Genomic DNA, 22,741 nt, shown 5'->3' with positions numbered 1-22,741 from the left:
TTATGGTTAAGGAACTTTATATTGCTGGTGAATGGCGTTTGGGTCGCGGTAAAGTTATTCAAAGTACATTTCCAGCAGATAATTCTATCAATGCAGAAATTTCTACTGCAAGTCCAGAAGATATTGAAGAAGCGATTCTCAAAGCAGATCAGGCATGGCGCGCACCTGAGTGGCGTAATCGTATGCCCCACGAACGTGCCAAAATTTTATACAAAGTTGCGGATATTATTGAAGCACGGGTTGATCAACTGTCTCAATTACAAACTCGTGATAATGGTAAGCCCTTAGCAGAAACTCGGGGCTTGGTCTTAAGTGCAGCAGCAACAGCACGTTATGTTGCGGCTGCTTGTGAAACATTAAATGATGAATTAACCACTCAACGTGCGTCAGATTTTATGACCTTGAGTGTGCATGAACCTGTCGGCGTAGTGGCAGCGATCACCCCGTGGAATTCACCGATCGCCAGTGAAGTGCAAAAACTTGCTCCTGCTTTGGCTGGAGGCAATGCGGTGATTTTAAAACCAGCTGAAGCGACCTCATTGATTGCACTGGAATTGGCAAAGATCTTTGAAGAAGCGGGTTTACCTAAAGGCTTACTGAGTGTATTGGTGGGTAAAGGTTCGGTAGTGGGTGACGCGATTGTGAAGCATCCATTGGTTCGCAAAATCTCCTTTACTGGTGGAACGACTACAGGTCGTCATTTGGCACATATTGCAGCGGACAAGCTAATTACTACCTCTTTGGAGTTAGGTGGGAAATCACCCACGATTGTGCTCCCAGACGCGGATGTAGAGCTTGCTGCGAAAGGCATTGCATACGGTATTTTTAGTTCAGCGGGCCAAGCGTGTATTGCTGGTTCTCGCTTATTTATTCACAGCAGTATTTATGATCAATTCTTGGCACGTCTGGTAGAAATCACCAAAGGTTTACGTGTCGGACACCCTGAACAAAAAGATGTACACATGGGATCTTTGATTAATCAGGCACATTTACAGTCTGTAGATCGTTACGTTCAGCTTGCCAAACAAGAGGGTGGAGAAATCCTAACAGGCGGTCAAGCCTTAACTACAGGTGAGTTTGCAAAAGGTAGTTTTTATCTGCCGACCATTATTACAGGGCTGAATAACACAGCACAGGTCTGTCAGGACGAAATTTTTGGTCCAGTATTAGTCGTCATGAAATATGACGATGAACAAGATTTAATTCAGCAAGCAAATGACAGTTGTTTTGGTTTAGCAGCAGGCATTTGGACTGAAAGTTATCGCAAGGCATGGCGTATCTCACGTGCGCTTGAAGTCGGTACAGTATGGATTAATACCTACAAAAAATTCTCAATTTCAGCGCCATTCGGTGGCTTTAAAGACAGTGGGATTGGTCGTGAAAAAGGTCGTCAGGGTATTTTGTCTTATATGCAACAAAAAAGTATCTACATGGGATTGAATGAACAGCCGAACCCGTGGTGTGACTAATTGTTTGTAACCGTATCAATTTAAACGATTCAAGCTTTTCAATGGATAGTGAACAAAATTTAGAGGAATATTTTCATGACTGAACGTGTCAATGTGGGTGAGGCGATTGCTCGCTTATTAGAAGAACATGACGTAAATAGTATTTATGGTGTGATTTCTATTCATAACTTGCCAATTGCGGATGCCATTGGTCGCCGTGAGAAAATCCGCTTTGTGGCGGCACGTGGTGAAGCAGGTGCGGTGACCATGGCGGATGCACATGCACGTTTTAAAGGTCTAGGGGTTGCTTTAACCAGTACGGGCGCTGGGGCAGGTAATGCCGTAGGTTCATTGATTGAAGCCATGAATGCCGCGAGTCCTGTGTTGCATTTAACAGGTCAGGTTGAACGTGAATATCTTGATCGTGATGCCAGTTTTATTCATGAAACCAAAGATCAGTTGACTTTCTTACGTGCATCTAGCAAAGCTGCATTTCGTATTACTAGTCCAGATAATGCTATTGGTGTAATTCGTGAAGCCATTCGTGTAGCAACAACAGTTCCAATGGGGCCAGTTAGTGTTGAATTACCGATTGATGTGCAAGCCGCTGAGATTGATTTACCACTGGATTTAAGTCCTGTTAAAGCAATGCAACTGCCAAATGTTGATGAAATTCAGGTTCAGTTATTAACAGATCAAATTAAACAAGCTAAACGTCCAGTATTCTGGATTGGTGGCGGTGCATTGAATTGTGTGAGTGAAATTAAAGCTATTGCTGATTTGGGAATTCCTGTGGTGTCTTCAACGCATGGCCGCGGTATTTTGCCTGATGCGCATCCACGTAGTCTGGGAGCATTTCATAACTCGGCAAAAGTTGAAGAGCTGTTAAAAAATGCTGATTTATTGGTTGTGGTAGGGTCGCGTCTACGTAGTAATGAAACCAAGACTTATTCTGTTCAGTTTCCTGAAAATATCATTCAGATTGATGCTAATCCTGTTGCACAACAACGTAATTACAAGATTCGCCATTTTATCTGTGCAGATGCCAAAGATATTTTAGTGCGTAGTTTGGCTGAACTTTCAGGCGTCTCTAAGATCGACGCAACTTATGATCAGGCGGTTATTGATGCTAAAAATGCTGCGGTAGATGCATTACGCAAACAACTAGACCAATATGCTCTGATTTGTGATCACTTACGTGCAGCTTTACCCGAAGATGGTATTTTTGTGCGTGACATTACTATGTCTGGTAGCACCTGGGGTAGTCGTTTGTTCCCAGTACAAGCACCAAATCGAAATATTCATTCATTGGCAGGTGCGATCGGACTAGGCTTGGCACATGCGATTGGTTCAAGTATTGCCAATCCAGACAAAAAGGTTGTAGGTCTAGTTGGTGATGGTGGCTTGATGCTTGGCATTGGTGAAATCGCGACGATGGCCCAAGAAAATACCGACATGGTTCTGATGATTATGAATGATGGTGGTTATGGTGTGATGCGTGGGATTCAAAATAACTATTTTGATGGACGCCAGTATTTTAATGAACTCCATACTCCAGATTATCAAAAATTGGGTGAATCGATGGGAGTGAAAAGCTGGAAAGTTGGCAGCGCAGATGAATTTAAAGTTGCCATTAAAGAAGCAGTCGATTTCAACGGCCCTGCGGTCATTGAGCTAGATATGCATGCGATTGGCCCGTTAAACTTTGCAGGTCCCCCGCAGAAAAAACTTTACTAAGTTGAGTATTAATCAGTTTTTTAAAAATTAACTGAACTCAAAATTTTTCAATTATACGGCCTATGTGTTAAGGCATGTCGGCTGTAAGCGTGCTAAAAAAGATGATTTATAATATGCCATGAGCAAAAGGATTGCTCTCGCCACCAAAATATCATCTATTTTTTTTAGCCAAAAATTAAAGCAAACAAAGTTTTGTATATAAAACTAAAGTTGTCATTTTTCATAATTAGTTTATGGAAAAGAAAAGGGAAGTGTGATGAAAAAAAGTGTGGTTTCAACAATAAGTGTTTCTATGATTTGTCTAGGGGTTTCAATGGGCTCTTGGGCGGATGGTTCTCCACTAGAATGGAAAAATGACGATGGCACGGCTTCATTTAAAGTCGGTGGGGTTATTCGTGTGCAGGATCGCTACGAGAGTTGGCCTCAAAGTTCTAATCGTGGTATGGGTAAGCTGGACTTTGATGTATTGCGACTCGATCTCAAAGGAACCTATGATGATTTCTATTTAAATTCTAGTTTTTTATTGCAGGATCAGGAATTTACTTCTATTGAAAAAGCCTATGTAGGATATAAACTCGACGCCAATAATAGTCTGGAAGCTGGTTTTGTCTATAAGCCATTTGCTATTTATCCTTATCCACAAAATGGCTGGACCTATCATTTACCTTTCTTTTTAGGCTATGGCAATAATATTGCTCCTGGTTTGAACTGGAATTACGATGATAAAAATTGGGATATTAAACTGGGTTATTACCCAAGCATGCTTGAAACCAACATGCGTTACTCTCCAGAAAGTGGCACTTATGATGATCTGAAAAATACATTTGCAAATCAGAAAGCGTATCAGAATGAAAAACAAAATCAGGTCAATGCCCGTGTTGTTAAGAAGTTTGATACTGCTGTAGGTAAGCAGGAGATTGGATTATCAGGCGCTATTTCACAACTCCACAATAAAATCACGGATGATGATGGAAAATATTATGCTTTAGGTCTTCATGCCAATAGCAATATTAATCGCTGGAATATTCAGGGTTCTGTGATTCACTATCAGTATGATGCCAAAAATCCTGAAGGCGTTGATGATCGCTTAACCTTAATGGGAACCAATGGTTTAACACCTTCTTATTTTATTGCCTCAGAAGGTACAGTTTCTAGCCTGAACGTATCTTATACCTTGCCCATTCAAGATATGTGGAAGTTGAAGGCTATTAAGTTCTATAACGATTTTAGCTATCTGGATAAAACACATACAGATTGGTCTGCTTCACAGATGAATACCACGGGCATGATGTTTATTGCATCGCCATTTATGGTATGGGCAGATTATACCTGGGGTAAAAATGCCAATATTATTGGGGGCTCGACTAACAGTACGGGTTATACCACGGCTACTTCTCTGAATAGTGATAAATGGTTATATAGAGTTAATTTAAACTTTGGTTTTACTTTTTAAATATTTTTCAGTTAATGACCATAAAACCAACAGCCCGGTTTTATGGTCTTTTTTTAACGATTAGATGATACCTATAGGGTCATTGGAAATTTTCTGTTTTAAACATATGAATAGTATCGTAGTGCGCTAGCCATTCACGATGAATCACTTGAAACCCCTGTTTTTGCCAGAAATATTCAGCGGCGGGCAAAAAAGGATGAGTATGTAGATAAAAATGCCAAATATTTTGTTGTTGAGCATGTTCAAATAGAGCATGGCATAATTGCGATGCCAACCCTTGTCGTCGATATTCAGGCTGTATAAAAAGTTTGACCACTTCTACACTATTTAAAGGTAAATCTAACTGAAAACGATGGTTATAAGATCGATAAGCCACCATTCCAATAATCTTGTACTTATCTTTCACGACTAAACAAGCGCCGTGGGGATCATTTAAATAAGTCGCGCTGAAATGAGTTAGATCATGAGGAAGCGTAGATTGGTACACTTCTGGGAATAGCAATTGGCGAGTATAAATTGCAAATTGAGTGGCTTGAGACACATCTGCTGGTTGTAAAAGTTCAATCATTAAAGCCATGAGTAATCTGGCACCACAATAGTTTTATCCTGAATCATGGCTTCATGAAACTCAACATCGTAAACACTTTTTAAAAAAACAGGATCGGTCAGGCGTTGACGTGATTCTGGTCGAATAATTTCATGCTGACGCATAAAGAACAACTCATCTGCAAATAAAAATGCCAGATTGGGATCGTGCATAATCGCAATAACTGTATAGTTCTGCCGAGAAAGCTGACGTAATTTTTTCATTAAATAAGACTGATAATATACATCAAGATGATTGGTTGGCTCATCCAATAAAATGACTTGAGGTGCCTGTACCAGTATTCGAGCGATCATGACCAATTGTCGTTCACCACCTGAAAGTTCAGTATAAGCCTGATGTTTTAAATGGCTAATATCTAACTCTTCCAAAGCTTGATCAACTAGATATTCATCCTGCTTGGTCGGGTGGAAATGACTAAATGCCGCACGTCCAGTCAAAACGACATCTTTGACTTTAAAAGGAAAAACGGTTTTGTGAAACTGTGGTAAAAACCCTAAAAGTTTGGCACGCTGCTTACCTTTATATTGATCTAAACGTTTACTGTTATACAAAATACTGCCACTTTGTAAGGGTTCTAGACCAGCCATTAGTCTAAATAAAGTAGATTTACCGCAACCATTTCGTCCTAAAATCACAGAAAATTGATTTTCAGCAAATTCCAGATGAATATTTTTAAGTACCTGCTTGTGGCTATAGGCAAAGTTAAGCTGATGAATATGAATCATGACCAGTTCATCCGTTGACTTTTCATGAGTAGCAAAAAGAAAGGTGCACCAAGCAGCATGGTAAAAATTCCAATCGGGATTTCAAAACTTAATAAAACACGTGAAAAATTATCAATCAATAATAAAAAACAACCGCCTAAGACCATATTACAAGGAATGGTTGCGCGATGATCAGGCCCGACCAGCATCCTCACAATATGTGGCATAAATAAACCATATAAACTAATAATACCCGCCGCTGCAACAGAAGCAGAGGTACATAAAGTAACCAGTCCAATAAGCAGGATCTGTTCCCATTTGGGATTAATGCCGACCGCTTGAGCTTCTTCTGTACCGAGTGCTAGCAGATTGAGTCGCCAGCGCATTAAGAATAAGCCTAATAATCCAACAGAGATGGGGAAAATCGCATATTGTACTTTATCCCAATTGGCCTGATGTAGATTGCCCATGGTCCATTGCACGATTGCCTGTAACTTAAATGGATCACTGATATATTGAATGATGGTCAACCCTGACAAAAAAAGCCCTGAAACAATCATGCCAGCCAGAATAATCATGACTAAAGAGGTTTGTTGTTCTTGCTTTTGGTAGGCAAATAAATAAGTTAGAAGTACAGCGGCAATGCCAAAAATAAATGCCAGTAAATTGGGGGAATTTAAGTTAAATGACAAGGCCAATGCAGCGCCAAATGCCGCTCCAGAAGAAATACCGAGTACGTACGAATCCACTAACGGATTACGGAATAAAGCTTGCAAACCATTCCCCGCAGTGGCCAGTGCAGCGCCGACCATAAAGGTTAATAAAATACGGGGTAATCGGACATTCCAGAGAATATTTTGCATAAGTGCGTATTGTTCAGGAGCAATATAGTTGCCGCCGCTCAGACTTTGCCAGAACCATAATAAATAATCCTGATAGCCTAGAATATGACTAGGTCCAATTAACAAGGAACAAAAAAGACAAAGGAGAGGTAAAAAAATAAAACTACTATAACGAATAGCAGGACTAAACTGAGTAATAGATTCAACGCGTATGATATTCATGGAGCGAGAAGTGCCTGTGCAGCTGTTGAACCATACAACATGTTCAACACGTCATATTGGGTTGTTTTCATTGTGTAAGGTTGGGGCTCATCATAAATATGTTGATGTAAATAAAGCGCTGTAAGTACGATTTTAATGGTATGTGGATTATAGATAAAAGCCGGGCTCAAATTAAAAACTTTACGATTTTTTACTGCTTGAAGAAGTTTTAACTCTGGACGTTGATAAATCAGTTGGGGGTCAGTATTCCAAAGCACAATATTATCAGGATTCCATTCAATCAAGGTTTCAGGGTTTACATTTGGTTGATTGGTTTCAGTCCGAACAATATTTTTGGCGCCTGCCAATTCGATAAAATCATTGGTAATGGACTGGGTACCAGAAGTAGAAAAAATACGTCCGCCTGACCATGCATAATAAATACTTTGTTGATGCGATTCTTTTGCGGTATTGCGCTGGATTTCAGTAATTTTTTGATCTGAATAGTGCAGTATCTTGTTTGCACGTGCGGTTGCGTTGGTTAAAACGGCAATTTCGGATAGTTCTTCTTTGACCTGTGCATAAGTCGAAGATTCCATAATATAAACGGCAATACCTAACTTGCGTAGCAGGGCAATGGTTTGTTTTTCTCCTCCACCCATGATGACTAAATCGGGTTGTAACATTAAAAGACTCTCAATATTTGTTGCATTACTACCTTGTGAAGGACTTTGAATCTGCTTGGTTTTTATACGTGAATCTAAAATAGAATATGCGCGATACAGCATGGGTTGCTGATAAATTTCTGCAGGAATACCTACGATTTTATCTCCCTGATTCAACATATATAGACCATCACATCCCGATTCAAATAGACAGACTACGCGTTGAGCAGGATGATTTAATTTAACGGTATATCCAGACGAATCAACAACATTAAAGGCTGTTGTTGATTCATTCGCTTGGGATTTTTCAGGGCTAAGTTGTATTTTTTGTTTGAGATCCTGAGGCCGTTGACAGGCCATCAATGCCATTCCTGAAAGCAGCAGAAGTGCGTATTTGAAAACTTTTGGGAATGAATATGACCACATTAAATCAGAATGTCCATTGTACAGAAAGCGATGCATTTAAAGGATCACCAGGCTGTATCCACATATCATTATAACTTTCAACGTAATAAGTTTTATCCAACAAATTATTTAGGTTGAGTTGATAACGTAACTGTGAATTCGGTTGGTAATAAGCATTTAAATTGACCAAAGTATAATCTGGTAATTCAAATCCCGAACTTTGTGTACCATTACGCGTACCGACATATTGGACATTGCCCCCTATACCTGCTTTGCTTGTTGCTTGTTGTACAACTACATAATCCAGAGCCAGATTACCACTATGACGAGGAATATTATTCAGCGCAGTTCCCTTGGCAATAGTGGTGTCTTTATTAATTTGTGCATCAGTGTACGTATAATTTACTAGCACATGCAGTTGATCGGTGAGTTGGCTTTGCAGATCCACTTCGACGCCTCGACTTAAGGCTTCGCCAGCGGCATATTGATAGTTGGCGTCCGTGGGGTTAGTCGTGAGCACATTGCGTTTTTTCATGTGAAATGCAGCAAGACTGAACAACGTTTTTTGATTGAGCTGGTATTTACTACCGATTTCATAACTTTCTCCTTTTTCAGGCGCAAATACTTGTCCGTTTGCATCTGTACCACTGTTCATGGCAAAAGAGTGTCCATAGTTTGCATAAAAAGAAACCTGGTCGTTCCATTTATAATTGATACCTGCACGAGGGGAAGCCTGATGAAAGATTTTATCGGTAGACGTATTGGCTTTGTAATTCTCTAAAGACTGTTTGACCTGATCGAAACGTGTCCCAACTAAAATGCTCCATTGGTCATTGAAGAACATTTGATCCTGAAGGTTTAATGCAAGATAGTCCTGTTGTTCACGGGTATTGGTTTGCAGCCCCATATTGGGTAAATATACGCCATATTCAGGATGATAGACATTGATTTGATTAATACAATATCTCGTGCCTGAATAATTATAATCACAGCGCAATTGATATTGGTCAGAGGTCAATTGACCCGCTTCGGTGCTAATTAAAATTTCATGACGTGCCCAGTCGGTATTTACTTGTCCTAAAAGCTCAGCCTGTGCCAGCAGATCTTTAGTGAAATAATCACGATAACGACGTTGTCGATTTAGGGTTTCACCATCTGACTCAAATGATTTGGGTTCAGTTGAAAGGCCCTTCATCAAACCTTGTTTATAACTCACAGCACTATTGATTTTCCAGTTATCATTAAATTCATGCGCCAGACGTAGTTGATAAAACTGATCCTTTACTTTCATGTCGCCATCGTCGGGTTCACCTGTAAAGGTTTTCGGATCCATAAGAATCTGACCTTTATAGGCACTGATACCACGATCAAATGTGCCTTTTTGCTGAGTAATTTCACTGTCAAAATCAAGTTGAGTCTGGTCTGAGATTTTCCAGCTTAATTGTGGTGAGAAAAACCAGCGCTCACTGCTCACTTGATCGCGAAAGCTTTGATTATCTTCATGGGCCATCGCCAATCGGTAAGCCAATTGATCATTAATTGGTGCAGTATATTCAAAACTGCCACGATATTGTTGTTCAGTATTGGCGCGTAAGTTGAGCTGTCCTTGTGCCTGCCATTGTGGTTTTTTTGTGGTGATATTAAGCAGGCCGCCCATTTCACCACGACCATATAGTGCAGCAGCGGGACCTTTTAAGAAATCTAGAGATTCAATATTGACCATATCGCGTGGCGCACTTAGGCCTCGATTCAGACTTAATCCATTACGAATACTTGCTGCTCCAAGATTAGGATCTGTTGCAAAACCACGAAAAGAGTAATTATCCCAAAAGCCGCCACCATAATTATTTTGAGCAAATACACCACTGACCAGATGAATCGCATCTTCAATGCGCTGAGAATCTTGTTGTTTTAAAACGTCCTGAGAGAGATAACTGCGGCTAAACGGGATATCCAAACTATCATGTGCAAATTTGGTTGCGGCAGAGGTGATTTTTTCATCCTCTTGATTTTGATCGGCCTGAAGCGTGATGGTGGAAAGAACATTATTTGCAGAATCGGCCCAACTTAGACCAGAAATAAAAGAAAAGCCAATAAATGACGACAGCAAACGATATTTATGCTGCATAAACCCCTCGATAAACAAGACAAAAAACAATTTTTGAAATAATATAACATTTCATAAATTGAAGATATAGAGTGTATGTCGAAAGCAAGAATTATTCCACGTCTCCAGTCTATCGATGCATTGCGCGGTTTGGTCATTATCATCATGTTATTGGATCATGTTCGAGAAACATTTTACTTACACAAACAAGTAAGTGATCCAATGAACGTCGCAGAAACCGAACCTGCACTTTTTTGGAGCAGGGTTTTGGCACATTTATGTGCACCTGTATTTGTTTTACTCACTGGAATGTCTGCTTTTTTATTTCAGTTGAAAACGCAAAGTATTAAACAAACACGTCTTTTTTTATTGAAGCGTGGCTTATTTTTAATCTTACTGGAATTGACCTTGGTTAATTTTGCATGGACAGCGGCCTTTCCTCCAGACGTAATTTATTTACAGGTAATTTGGGCAATTGGCCTGAGTATGGTGGTCTTGTCAATGTGTATTGGGATACCTAAAAAGATTCTACTGAGTATCGGGCTATTTATTATTATGGGGCATAACTTACTCGACAATATCAGTTTTAAGGATATTCCAATACTTGAACACGCTTGGTTAATTTTGCATGAACGCGGTTGGATCGAACTTGAATTATTGCGTGTGAGAACTTCATATCCAGTGTTACCGTGGATTGGCGTTATTTTGATCGGATATTGTTTAGGTCAATTTTTTGAACCAAAATTTAGTTCTCAGCAACGTGATCGTTATTTGCTATGTATTGGCTTTTTTAGCATTTTATTATTTGTGGTGCTAAGGTGGATCAATGTCTATGGTGATCAAACATGGCAACGTTATGATTCAGCCATGCTCAGTGTTATGAGTTTTTTTAATCTCACCAAATATCCACCTTCACTGCTATTTATCTTATGGAATGTTGGAATAGGACTTATTCTTCTCATCGTTTTTGAGCGATTAATTCAGACACGCTTTTTGAAGACCTTGGTCGTATTCGGTTCAGTCCCCATGTTTTTTTACTTGCTTCATTTATATGTTTTAAAACTCTTATATGTTGTGTGCGTCATGTTTTGGGGTACAACCCAAGCGGGTTATTTTGCAGTATCAAGTGTTAGCGAATTATGGTTGATCACGCTGTTGTTGACTCTCGTGCTTTACCCTGTTGTAAAAGCATTTTCAACGTATAAACATGCGAATAAACAAATCACATGGTTAAAATATTTTTAGCAATTCTACATTCTAAGATTCTATGACAGTTTTGTTTGATATCAATCTGTCATAGACCCCGATATGATTGCCAGCTTCCATTTTCAGGAAGTGAATCGTAATAACCTTTAAGCATACTCAATTCATAATATTGGACGTATGCCAACGCAATCAAGGCAATTAATAATGTCATTTTGAGTAAATAAGACTTACTCGGATGTTGAGAAATAGACGGTAGTCCGAACAATGTCAGGCAAATTGATGGAAGGAGAACGATCGCTTTAAGATGAGTCAAAAACATAAGTCCGTAGGTATACACCAGACCCATCACCAAAAGGATCAGACCAAAACCCGCAAGATTTCGACTGCGTTCAGACTCACGCAAGGCGAATATACTTTGTAAGAAAAGTACCAGCACCGCAAAAAAATAAAACGGTGTACCACCGATCATGACATTATAAGTTGCGTTTAAAGCACAATAGATCCCAATCATTGCAATGATTAAGAGGTACAATCCAGAATATAATTTGTGCGAAACGCCGCTTATTTTCGACATAGCCAATTTATTCCTCCATCTACCCAGAGTAGGTGTAATTAGCTTAATCATTTCATGTTCTGCATTCTATTTTATGCATGTAAATTGTGTATAAGGCATGTTCGGTTTTTAGTCATAAATGCTATTGGATGTTTAAACGAGATGACCATCTAAATACTTAATAGACATGATTAGGATGTTTAAGTTTTGACGAGGAGTGTCTTTTTCTTCTAAATAAATGAGTAATGGCGAATGATGAGAAAGAAAATTTTCCACTCGGTTTAAGAAAAAACTGAAATGCGGAAATGAAAAATGGAGTAGATAAAAATATTACGCGCTGAAAAGTGTCAGCGTACAACGACCTAAAATGGAATGTAGCGGCATCTAAAGTTTAGAGGGAGGGATAATTAATCTATTAAATATCAAATAAATTAATTTTTAGATGACCGCTACGTTCCAGTAGATGCGTATTTTAGAAGAGATGAACCTCAATAATCGAATTTTAATTTGAAATGACTTTTTTTTTAAGATAAATACAAATTATATATAAAAAATCCTTATTTTATTCATAATCTTGTGAAACTTGAAAAGTGTTGTTTGTCAATGTGTAGCACATTAAATGGTCAAATTTGAAAAAAAAAGCACTGCTCAGATAAATTTTTACATCGAACATGAATCATATTTATTCATGTTCGATGACCTATCAGAACCTATCAGGCACGATAGAAGGGGGCTTTTGAGCGGGTTAAAGGAGTTTTTCCTCGAATTTGGTCGGCAATTTTTTCTGCCATCATAATGGTAGTTGCGTTCAAATTGCCAGTAATAATGAGCGGCATAATAGAAGCATCTACTACGCGTAAGTCCTGCATACCATGTACACGACCTTGATCATCGACCACTGCCATATCATCTTCGCCCATTTTACAGCTACAGGATGGATGATAGGCCGTTTCAGCATGATTTCGCACAAAATCGTCAAGTTGAGCATCCGTTTTTAACTCTTTTCCAGGACTTATTTCTTCGCCACGATATGGATCGAGTGCTGGTTGATGCATAATTTCGCGAGTAATACGAATGGCTGCACGAAACTCCTGCCAATCCTGTTCGGTAGACATGTAGTTAAATCGAATACTTGGATGTTCGAATGGGTCTTTAGATTTCAGTTTGATACGACCACGTGAAGGAGAGCGCATAGAACCTACATGTGCCTGAAACCCATGTTCTTTTACAGCGTTGCTACCATTGTAGTTGATTGCCACTGGCAAGAAATGGTATTGAATATTTGGCCACTCAAATTCATCTGAAGAGCGGATAAAACCGCCTGCCTCAAACTGATTACTTGCACCAATGCCTTTGCCTAAAAATAACCATTCCGCACCAATTGCTGGCTGGTTATACCATTTCAATGCAGGGTAGAGTGAAACAGGCTGTTTGCATTTATATTGCAAATACATTTCCAAATGATCTTGTAAGTTTTCACCAACCCCCGGCAAATCATGGACGACATGAATATCTAATGCTTTTAAAAAAGTACTTTGGCCGACACCAGAACGTTGTAAAATTTGAGGTGAGGCAATTGCCCCAGCACATAAAAGCACTTCTTTATGAGCAAAAATTTTTTTCAGATCGTTTTTATTTGTACCCTGAATATATTCTACCCCAATGGCCTGTTTGCCATTAAACAGGATTTTGTTAGTCATCGCGTGGGTTACGATAGTTAAATTCGGGCGATCTTTGGCTATATCCAGATAACCTCGTGCGGTACTAGAACGACGCCCATTTTTGGTTACGGTTCTGTCCATCGGCCCAAAGCCTTCCTGCTGATAACCATTTAAATCTTCGGTATGCGGATAACCTGCTTGTACGCCTGCTTCGATCATTGCATGGAACAACACATTATTGCCATTTTTAGGGGTGGCTACACTAACAGGGCCATGGTCACCATGATAATCATTGCCACCAATATCTCGGGTTTCTGCTTTTTTATAATAGGGTAAACAATCGGCATAACTCCAGTTGTCGAGACCTTTTAGTTTGGACCAGCCTTCAAGATCCATAGCATTGCCACGGATATAGCACATACCATTAATCAGTGAAGAACCTCCCAGACCTTTACCCCGACCACATTCCATACGGCGGTTATTCATGTAAGGTTCTGGATCAGTTAAATAAGCCCAATTGTAACGTCGACCCTGCAACGGATAGGCAAGTGCTGCGGGCATTTGAGTACGAAAGTCCAACCGGTAATCTGGCCCACCTGCTTCCAAAAGTAAGACTGAAATATTTGCATCTTCAGTTAAACGCGCAGCCAGTACATTACCCGCTGAACCTGCACCAATAATAATATAATCGTAAGATTGAGTCGTCATTACTATTCCTGAATATTATATGCGTCACGCTGCCTGAGCAGCAGCGACATCAGATGTTTTGAGGAAAATAAAAGAGAATAAAGCTAAGTTAGAAAATGCTTTGATAATCACCCAGTTCAACTTGAACAGATTTGGCCCGGGTGTAATGATTTAGAGTGGAAAGCCCGTTTTCCCGTCCAACACCTGACTGTTTATAGCCGCCAACAGGCATTTCAGCAGGAGATTCCCCCCATGTATTGATCCAGCAGATTCCTGCTTCAAGCTGGTGAATAATGTGATGTGCTTGCGAGATATTTTGTGTGACTACTCCTGCAGCCAAACCAAACGAGGTGTTATTAGCACGTTGAATGGCTTCCTCAACACTTTCATAACTTAAAATGCTCATGACGGGTCCAAAAATTTCTTCTTGTACGATCTTCATGTCATCACTACAGTCGGTAAATACCGTAGGTAAAACATAAGCTCCTTGGGCTAATGAATCTGTCATTGCACGTTTGCCACCAATGAGTAACTTAGCTCCTTGCTGTTGGCCTGATTCGATATACGATAAAACCTTATCCATATGCGAAAAACTGGTCAGCGGGCCAAAATTCGTCTCTGGAGATAATGGATCACCCATACGAATACGTTGGACGCGTTCAAGTACAGCCTTTTCAAAATCTGACTTTAGGGATTGGGGGATAAATACGCGCGTCCCATTAGTGCAAACTTGACCTGAACTAAAAAAGTTTGCCATAACGGCAATATCAGCGGCACGATCAAGATTGGCATCTTCACAAATAATGAGTGGAGATTTCCCGCCAAGTTCCATGGTGACTTCTTTTAGGGTAGAACCTGCGGCGCTAGCCATGACTTTTTTTCCTGTTTGTACACCGCCAGTAAAAGAAATTTTTTCAATAACAGGATGTTCAGTGAGCCATTGTCCGATTTCTCCACCCGCACCTTGCACCACATTAAATACGCCATCAGGCAGACCTGCTTCAGTATAAATTTCAGCAAGTTTAAGTGCCGTCAGCGGTGTTACTTCACTCGGTTTAAAGATCATAGAATTGCCAGCAGCAAGAGCCGGGGCAGATTTCCATAGCGCAATCTGGATGGGGTAGTTCCATGCGCCAATACCTGCGACGACTCCTAATGGTTCGCGGCGGGTATAGAAAAAACTGCTTTCACGTAATGGAACTTGTTCACCTTGAATCGCAGTAGCCAGCCCTGCGTAATATTCAAGGACATCTGCACCTGTCACGATATCGACAGTTGAGGTTTCACTATAGGCTTTGCCTGTGTCGAGGGTTTCTAAATAGGCTAGCTCATCATTGCGTTCACGTAAAATATCAACTGCACGACGCAAGATGCGTGAACGCTGCATAGCTGTTTTTTCTGCCCATATCTTTTGGCCTTCAGCAGCACTTTTGACCGCAGCATCAATATCTACCTGAGAGGCTTGTTGAATCGTGGCAATGACTTCACCTGTTGCAGGGTTGATGCTATCAAATGTTTTGCCACTGGTCGCATCTACATATTGTCCATGAATATACAAACGATGAAGCTGTACGTCATTCATTCTGTCTCTCCTGCCTTATTGGTTTGATCAGTTTTAGCTGTGTATCGACATAGTCATAAGCAATAGAACGTGCCAGCGTACTGTCAAAGTGAGTATCGCCGCTCAAACTGCCTCGTAACCATAAGCCGTCAATCAATGCTGCAAGACCGCGAGCTGCGATGCTGGCTTGTTCTTTTGGCATCAGCTCTAGGAAATGAAATTTCAGGTTCGAATATAACCGTTGATCATTAATCCGCTGCAATCGACCCAGTTCTGGCATGTGCATACTTGCCGACCAAAAATCCAGCCAGATGCGCATTGCTCTTTGATTGACCTGACTAATGTCAAAGTTTGAATCAATAATTGCTTTTATCATGTTCTGCGGATGTGAATCGGTTACTTCTGCTTTGTATTGGTTGGTTTTACGCCGCAATACATTTAACATTTCCAACATACAGGCATTAATTAAACCCTGTTTGTCGCCAAAGTAATGACTCACAATACCCACTGAAAGGTGGGCTTTTTTTGCAATTTGAGCGATTGTGGTATTGGATAATCCCACTTCAAAAATCACATCATAGGCGGCGTTTATAATTTCTTCACGGCGCACATGCTCGGGTTTAACTTGGCGTTTGTTCATGTATGTCCTTAAAAATATAAGGTTTCGCTTCAATAAATCATTTACAGAACATGATAGCATTTTTTTATGATAACGTTTATTGATTGAACGTTCAATCAATAAACATTATCATCACTCCATAAAATTGTTTTAATTGTATGATTGAACAATCATGCGTGAGGTTCTTAATGTGTATCGTCTGTGATCTTCGACGTATGAGGTTTGTGATGGTTTATTAAGAAAAAACCTTTGCATTTTCTATACATGGAATATCTGGATTTATAAGTGTAGATCACGAATGATGAGCCAAATAGAGAGTGATGTCGTGACTTAAAAATCTATTACAAGTTTATATCCTTTTCTGATTTAAGCTTGAATAGATTTCTTTTATTGGCTGTTTTACCGCATTGAGAGTTTTTTTATTTTCTAATATTTACTTGAGGATTGTATGGCAGCAGATAATCCAAGAGCAGTTGATGATCAAACCATTCATCAAAAAGATCGTTTAAATCGTGTGGTCTTTTATGTTTCTGCCCTTATTATTTTAATATTTTCACTCACCACGATTTTATTTAATGACTTTGCCAATCGCGCATTAAATGAAATGCTGGGTTGGGTCAGCGCAACATTTAGCTGGTACTATTTGCTGGCAGCCACTTTTTATATGGTGTTTGTGATTTTTATTGCGTGCTCACGTTATGGCAATATCAAACTTGGCCCAAAACATTCCAAACCCGAGTTTAGCTTATTAAGTTGGTCAGCCATGCTGTTCTCTGCGGGTATTGGTATTGACTTAATGTTTTTCTCGGTGGCTGAACCTTTATCGCATTACATGCATCCGCCAGTGGGAGCAGGGCAGACGTATGAAGCTGCACGACAGGGCATGGTCTGGACGCTATTTCATTATGGCTTAACAGGTTGGTGTATGTATGCCTTGATTGGTATGGCATTGGGCTATTTTAGCTATCGCTATAACTTACCACTCACAATTCGTTCGGCTTTATATCCAATTTTTGGTAAAAAAATTAATGGTCCAATTGGGCATAGTGTGGATACGGCCGCGGTTATTGGGACGATTTTTGGTATCGCAACGACTTGTGGTATCGGTGTGGTACAACTGAATTATGGACTACACGTTTTATTCGATTTACCTGAAAATTTATGGATACAAACAGCACTGATTTTAGTTGCGGTCATTATTACCATTATTTCGGTCACTTCAGGTGTCAATAAAGGTTTAAGAATTCTCTCTGAAATTAATATTTATGTCTCTGTTGGCCTCATGCTGTTTATCTTGTTTTTGGGCAATACCGAATTTTTACTCAATGCCTTAGTACAAAATATCGGTGATTATTTGAGCCGTTTCCCAAGCCTTGCATTGGAAAGTTTTGCATTTAACCAGCCTAAAGCGTGGATGAATAGTTGGACACTGTTTTTCTGGGCATGGTGGGTAGCATGGTCGCCATTTGTGGGATTATTTCTGGCACGTATTTCTCGTGGTCGTACCATTCGAGAATTTGTGTCTGGAACACTCATTATTCCTTTATTATTTACTTTAACTTGGCTTTCTATTTTTGGTAATAGCGCATTACACAATGTGATTTTCGATGGCAATATCGCACTTGCTGAAACAGTTCTAGCCAATCCTGCACATGGTTTTTATGACTTATTGGCTCAATATCCATGGTTTCCCTTTATTGCGGGTGTCGCCACGATTACTGGATTATTGTTTTATGTAACCTCGGCGGATTCTGGTGCATTAGTATTGGGTAATTTTACCACTCAATTTACCAATGTTGATCATGATGCGCCGCGTTGGCTTAGTGTATTTTGGGCGATTGCAATTGGTCTGTTGACTTTGGCGATGTTGATGACCAATGGTATTACTGCGCTACAAAATGCCACTATAATTATGGGTCTGCCTTTTAGTTTTGTGATGTTTCTAGTCATGGCAGGCTTATATAAATCATTACGTTTAGAGGATTATCGGCAAGCTAGCGCTAGTTTGAATGCTGCCCCTGTAGTTGGAAATGTAGACATTTTAAATTGGAAGAAACGCTTATCTCGAGTGATGCACCATCCGGGAACATTTGAAACTAAACGCATGTTGAATGAAATCTGTCGTCCTGCCGTTTTTGCTGTTGCGGAAGAATTGCAAAAACGTGCGGTAAAGGTAGATGTTGCTGAAATTCCACTGGAAGACGATGCAGAGCTGTATCATCTGGATATCACCCTTCATTTAGAAGAAGAGCAAAATTTTATCTATCAAATTTGGCCGGTCCGTTATATTGCACCAAACTTTAGTGAGCGCGGTAAGCGTGGTAAACAATTTTATTATCGTCTGGAAACTTATTTATACGAAGGTTCGCAGGGGAATGATCTTGTAGGTTATACCAAAGAGCAGGTGATTAACGATATTCTGGACCGTTATGAACGGCACATGACTTTTTTACATATTAATCGGATTAGTCCCGGTAATCGTCCACTTTTTCCAGATCCTAAAGCCTAGGAGAGCAGCTGAATGTTAACGCCCTATATTCATTCCTTTGCCTTATTTTTTTCCTTGCTCAATCCTTTTTTGATGAGCATTTATATGATTGGCATGATCCGAAACTCGGAAGCCAAAGTGTTTAATAAAGCTTTAATTCAAGGTTGTCTGATTGCCTTTGTCGTATTCGTGCTATTTGCGTGGGGAGGCGAAACCATCTTTAGTAAATATCTGAATGTGCGTTTTGAAGCTTTTCAAATATTTGGTGGACTGATCTTTTTGGTGATTGGTTATCGCTACGTGTTTCAGGGCGCTGACACTATTGGTGAAATGCGCGGTGCGCCAGAACATTTGGCGGGCACCATCGCTATGCCTTTTATGATTGGACCAGGAACGATTAGTGCAGCTGTTGTCACAGGGATTGGTCTACCGATTGGCGGCGCGGCAGTTATTATTGCCTTCACATTGGCAATTACATGTAGCTTATTAATTTTGATGAAATTTGCACATGATCACTTGCGTTATAAACATGCCAAATATATTGATCGGTATGTTGATATTGTAGGGCGTTTATCTGCCTTATTGATCGGTACTATTGCGGTGGATATGATTATTACAGGTATTGTAGGTGTAATGAATGATATTCATTAAATAGCTGACTAATAAAAAACTGAGTCCTCTATTTTAATCTGGCTCAGTTTTTTAACTAATAAATAGACCACATATATTTTAAGAAATAATATGTTTTACTTTTTCTTTTATTTAGATCAATACATCTTTTAATACTTTTTAAATAATATATTGATTTGCCGATATAGACATTTTTTTCTTGCAAGAAAAGGATCATAATGGAAGCTTATGTTATTGTTTCATAGAGTCAGCAAGAATGTCTCCATTAGATCAAATTACTCAAGCTTCAGATGATCAGTCTGAACTTGCGATGTCAGTACTCATGACCCCTGATATGGCAAATTTTTCAGGAAACGTACATGGTGGAACAATTCTAAAACTGCTTGATCAAGTTGCCTATGCTTGTGCAAGTCGTTATTCAGGAAGTTACGTAGTAACTTTGTCTGTCGATAAAGTCACTTTTAAAGAGCCGATTTATGTCGGTGAGTTAGTCACATTTATGGCAAGTGTCAATCATGTAGGTCGAACTTCAATGGAAATTGGTATTCGAGTTGAGTCACAGGATATCCGTAAGAGAAGTATTCGCCATACCAATAGTTGCTATTTCACTATGGTGGCAGTTGATGAAGAAGGTAAGCCACAACAAGTTCCAGCTTTAAAACTGGAGAGTGACGTGAAGCGTTGCCGTTTTGAAGCGGCAGAACAACGTAAAATACATCGTTTACAACAGAATACTCAACCATCATGCAGTATGTATCGCAGTAATTCGCATAGCTAATTCGCGGTTATATTGATGCAGATGTTTCGATCCTGATTCTATCAGGTATAAAAAAGACCGCACTAGGCGGTCTTTTTTTGTGGCTAACTTTCGTTGGAAAATTAACGCTTGATGTCGCGTTGAGTTTCGCCAGTATAAAGCTGACGAGGACGACCGATTTTGTAAGCAGAACTGTGCATTTCTAACCAGTGGCTGATCCAGCCTACAGTACGTGCAAGTGCAAAGATTACTGTAAACATTGTCGTAGGAATACCAATCGCTTTAAGAATGATACCTGAGTAGAAGTCTACGTTCGGGTACAAATTACGGTCGATGAAGTACTGATCAGAAAGTGCAATGCGTTCAAGTTCCATTGCAAGTGCAAGTTGTGGATCATTAATACCCAATGCAGCAAGTACTTCATCACAAGTTTGTTTCATGACTTTAGCACGTGGATCAAAGTTCTTATAAACACGATGACCGAAGCCCATGAGTTTAACTTCTTTACGTTTCACTTTTTCCATGAATTCAGCAACGTTTTCAACGCTACCAATTTCATCAAGCATCTTCAATACAGCTTCGTTAGCACCACCGTGAGCAGGTCCCCAAAGTGCAGAGATACCTGCAGAGATACATGCATAAGGATTTGCACCAGTTGAACCCGCTAAACGTACAGTGGATGTAGACGCATTTTGTTCGTGGTCAGCATGTAAAGTAAAGATACGATCCATTGCTTTAGCAAGCACTGGATTAACTTTGTAATCTTTATCAGCAGGAGTAGCAAACATCATGTATAGGAAGTTCTCAGCATAACTTAAATCGTTACGTGGATACATAAATGGTTGACCTACAGTGTACTTGTAGCTCCATGCTGCAAGAGTAGGAATTTTAGCAATTAAGCGAACCGCTGTAATTTCGCGATGATTAACATCTTCGATATCAAGCTGATTGTGATAGAACGCAGATAAAGCACCAACAACCCCAACCATTATTGCCATTGGGTGTGCATCACGGCGGAAACCATTATAGAAGCGACTAACTTGATCGTGAACCATCGTATGGGCACGAACTTTTTTGTCAAACTCTTCTTTTTGTTCTTGATTTGGAAGCTCGCCATTGAGAAGAAGGTAGCAAGTTTCTAAATAATCTGTTTGCGTTGCAAGTTGATCAATCGGATAACCACGGTGTAACAAAATACCTTTGTTACCATCGATGAACGTGATCTTTGATTCACAAGAAGCAGTCGCCATAAAACCAGGATCAAAAGTAAAGTGACCTGAGGCCAATACATCTTTAACGTCGATTACATCTGGGCCCAATGTGCCGCTGTAAATTGGTAATTCAATTTCTTTGCCATCAAGCTGTAATACGGCTTTTTTGCCAGTTGCTTCAGACATTCAATAGATCTCCTGTCCTGGTGAATGTTAATCTGACTCGAAGTACTAATCTTTTAATGCGCGAATCAGACGGGGTCAAAAATTGCTATAAGATTAGAGGCTACTGTGATTTTGTCAATCATACTTATGGATGAAAAACGCTTGATCCATAGGGAGATATTCCATGTGCATCACTCAGAAAAAACTGAATAAAATCACAGTCTCGACGGGCTATAATAAGTCAAATTTATGACGAGGTGCAGAAAAAAATCAGTCCTTGGGAGTAAATTGTAAGCAAATTTATTATGTGCTAGTCGCATTTTTAATCTGAAATAAAATGCCAGTTTTTCCTTAAAATGAATGAAATCCGATAACTTAGCATCGTAAATTGAGTGTATTTATTTGCGCAAATATAAAAATTAAAAAAAAGAAAATAAGTAAAAATTGAAGTTTGATTGATTAAAAAATAGCTTGTTGATTTGGTGATTTTGTCTAAAAAGTCATCAGTGTGACGTCTTAAAACCGTTTTTTAACTGCTATTTTAAAGGTGTAATCGCGATGAAGTAACGTCTATCACGTAAGTTATACACATATTAAGTTACTCTTTCTCATACGTTTGTGACGCAAAATGTATAACAACTAGATTTTATATTTTTCAAAGAAATATAGTGAGATTGAATATAAAGTCTGTTGAACTATAGAAAAACTGTAAAAAATCATATGGTGAGATTTTTGCTAAAAAATAATTTTCATCTTTAGTCTAATTAGTTTTTATCTTATTTGAGAAAAGATCAAAAAATAGAATATTGTTGTTAATTTATAAAAAATAAGGACATAGATAAGCTATAGAATGAATTGAATAGAGCAAAAGCTTAATTATATTTGTGAATGATTCTTATTTAATGATTTTTTTAGGAAAAAGCCAAATGTGATCGTTTGTATTTTGATATATGACGATTTATAATTCGGTGTCGTTTATTAAGTTTAGGCATTTGCTTGCCTGACAATGCCAGCTTTCCTTCGAATTAATTCCA

At 39.3% G+C, this 22,741-nt stretch carries 17 protein-coding genes; 7 read left to right on the top strand and 10 right to left on the bottom strand.

Going from position 1 to position 22,741, the window contains the following annotated elements; all coding sequences use genetic code 11:
• Positions 1–2 precede the first annotated feature (2 nt).
• The 3 genes from IAE19_RS09520 (at position 3) to IAE19_RS09510 (ending at position 4,638) form a co-directional block, all read left to right on the top strand.
• Positions 3–1,469, top strand: a complete 1,467-nt coding sequence (locus IAE19_RS09520) for an aldehyde dehydrogenase (RefSeq protein ID WP_200460707.1) — start codon at positions 3–5, stop codon at positions 1,467–1,469.
• A gap of 75 nt (positions 1,470–1,544) precedes the next feature.
• Positions 1,545–3,185 (top strand): thiamine pyrophosphate-binding protein, encoded by a 1,641-nt coding sequence (locus IAE19_RS09515; protein ID WP_200460706.1) that lies wholly within the window; start codon positions 1,545–1,547, stop codon positions 3,183–3,185.
• A gap of 292 nt (positions 3,186–3,477) precedes the next feature.
• Positions 3,478–4,638 carry a hypothetical protein gene (locus tag IAE19_RS09510; RefSeq protein ID WP_413784496.1) on the top strand — a complete coding sequence of 387 codons (1,161 nt, stop codon included), beginning with the start codon at positions 3,478–3,480 and terminating at the stop codon, positions 4,636–4,638.
• Between the two features lie 79 nt (positions 4,639–4,717).
• Here IAE19_RS09510 and IAE19_RS09505 read toward each other — a convergent pair whose 3' ends face one another.
• From IAE19_RS09505 to IAE19_RS09485, 5 genes are all read right to left on the bottom strand, one after another.
• Positions 4,718–5,215 (bottom strand): GNAT family N-acetyltransferase, encoded by a 498-nt coding sequence (locus IAE19_RS09505; RefSeq protein ID WP_200460704.1) that lies wholly within the window; start codon positions 5,213–5,215, stop codon positions 4,718–4,720.
• Complete coding sequence (locus IAE19_RS09500; protein ID WP_200460703.1) at positions 5,206–5,970, bottom strand: ABC transporter ATP-binding protein; 765 nt, start codon at positions 5,968–5,970, stop codon at positions 5,206–5,208. Before IAE19_RS09500 ends, IAE19_RS09505 begins: the two co-directional genes overlap by 10 nt.
• Positions 5,967–7,013 (bottom strand): FecCD family ABC transporter permease, encoded by a 1,047-nt coding sequence (locus IAE19_RS09495; protein ID WP_200460702.1) that lies wholly within the window; start codon positions 7,011–7,013, stop codon positions 5,967–5,969. Before IAE19_RS09495 ends, IAE19_RS09500 begins: the two co-directional genes overlap by 4 nt.
• The gene (locus IAE19_RS09490) at positions 7,010–8,017 is read right to left on the bottom strand and encodes an ABC transporter substrate-binding protein (RefSeq protein ID WP_227612230.1); all 1,008 of its coding nucleotides are present in this window, start codon (positions 8,015–8,017) and stop codon (positions 7,010–7,012) included. The genes IAE19_RS09495 and IAE19_RS09490 overlap by 4 nt, the downstream gene beginning before the upstream one ends.
• A 70-nt stretch (positions 8,018–8,087) precedes the next feature.
• Positions 8,088–10,190 carry a TonB-dependent siderophore receptor gene (locus IAE19_RS09485; protein ID WP_200460701.1) on the bottom strand — a complete coding sequence of 701 codons (2,103 nt, stop codon included), beginning with the start codon at positions 10,188–10,190 and terminating at the stop codon, positions 8,088–8,090.
• A 75-nt stretch (positions 10,191–10,265) separates the two neighbouring features.
• Between IAE19_RS09485 and IAE19_RS09480 the strand changes: the two genes are divergently transcribed.
• Positions 10,266–11,414 carry a DUF1624 domain-containing protein gene (locus tag IAE19_RS09480; protein WP_200460700.1) on the top strand — a complete coding sequence of 383 codons (1,149 nt, stop codon included), beginning with the start codon at positions 10,266–10,268 and terminating at the stop codon, positions 11,412–11,414.
• Between the two features lie 49 nt (positions 11,415–11,463).
• Here the strand turns inward: IAE19_RS09480 and IAE19_RS09475 are convergent, their stop codons facing one another.
• The 4 genes from IAE19_RS09475 to betI all read right to left on the bottom strand — a co-directional run bounded on the left by IAE19_RS09475 (position 11,464) and on the right by betI (position 16,477).
• Positions 11,464–11,949, bottom strand: a complete 486-nt coding sequence (locus IAE19_RS09475; protein ID WP_200460699.1) for a hypothetical protein — start codon at positions 11,947–11,949, stop codon at positions 11,464–11,466.
• A gap of 692 nt (positions 11,950–12,641) precedes the next feature.
• On the bottom strand, positions 12,642–14,297 hold the full coding sequence (gene betA, locus IAE19_RS09470; protein ID WP_200460698.1) for a choline dehydrogenase: 1,656 nt from the start codon (positions 14,295–14,297) through the stop codon (positions 12,642–12,644).
• A gap of 88 nt (positions 14,298–14,385) precedes the next feature.
• Positions 14,386–15,858: a betaine-aldehyde dehydrogenase gene (gene betB / locus IAE19_RS09465; RefSeq protein WP_200460697.1), complete on the bottom strand. Its 1,473-nt coding sequence runs from the start codon at positions 15,856–15,858 to the stop codon at positions 14,386–14,388.
• Complete coding sequence (gene betI / locus IAE19_RS09460) at positions 15,851–16,477, bottom strand: transcriptional regulator BetI (protein WP_200460696.1); 627 nt, start codon at positions 16,475–16,477, stop codon at positions 15,851–15,853. The genes betB and betI overlap by 8 nt, the downstream gene beginning before the upstream one ends.
• Before the next feature lie 427 nt (positions 16,478–16,904).
• Here betI and IAE19_RS09455 point away from each other — a divergent pair, with 427 nt between their 5' ends.
• The 3 genes from IAE19_RS09455 to IAE19_RS09445 all read left to right on the top strand — a co-directional run bounded on the left by IAE19_RS09455 (position 16,905) and on the right by IAE19_RS09445 (position 20,352).
• On the top strand, positions 16,905–18,965 hold the full coding sequence (locus IAE19_RS09455; protein WP_200460695.1) for a choline transporter: 2,061 nt from the start codon (positions 16,905–16,907) through the stop codon (positions 18,963–18,965).
• Between the two features lie 12 nt (positions 18,966–18,977).
• Positions 18,978–19,595 carry a MarC family protein gene (locus IAE19_RS09450; RefSeq protein WP_200460694.1) on the top strand — a complete coding sequence of 206 codons (618 nt, stop codon included), beginning with the start codon at positions 18,978–18,980 and terminating at the stop codon, positions 19,593–19,595.
• Positions 19,596–19,830: 235 nt separating this feature from the next.
• On the top strand, positions 19,831–20,352 hold the full coding sequence (locus IAE19_RS09445; protein ID WP_200460693.1) for an acyl-CoA thioesterase: 522 nt from the start codon (positions 19,831–19,833) through the stop codon (positions 20,350–20,352).
• A gap of 101 nt (positions 20,353–20,453) precedes the next feature.
• On the opposite strand, the gene gltA is transcribed toward IAE19_RS09445, so the two are convergent.
• A complete protein-coding gene (gene gltA / locus IAE19_RS09440; protein ID WP_200460692.1) occupies positions 20,454–21,728 on the bottom strand; it encodes a citrate synthase in 1,275 nt (424 codons plus the stop codon).
• Positions 21,729–22,741: the final 1,013 nt, after the last annotated feature.

This window comes from Acinetobacter sp. S40, assembly GCF_016624705.1.
GTDB lineage: Bacteria > Pseudomonadota > Gammaproteobacteria > Pseudomonadales > Moraxellaceae > Acinetobacter.
Note: the sequence above shows the minus strand (reverse complement) of the source record. Positions and strands in the feature narration are given on the sequence as shown.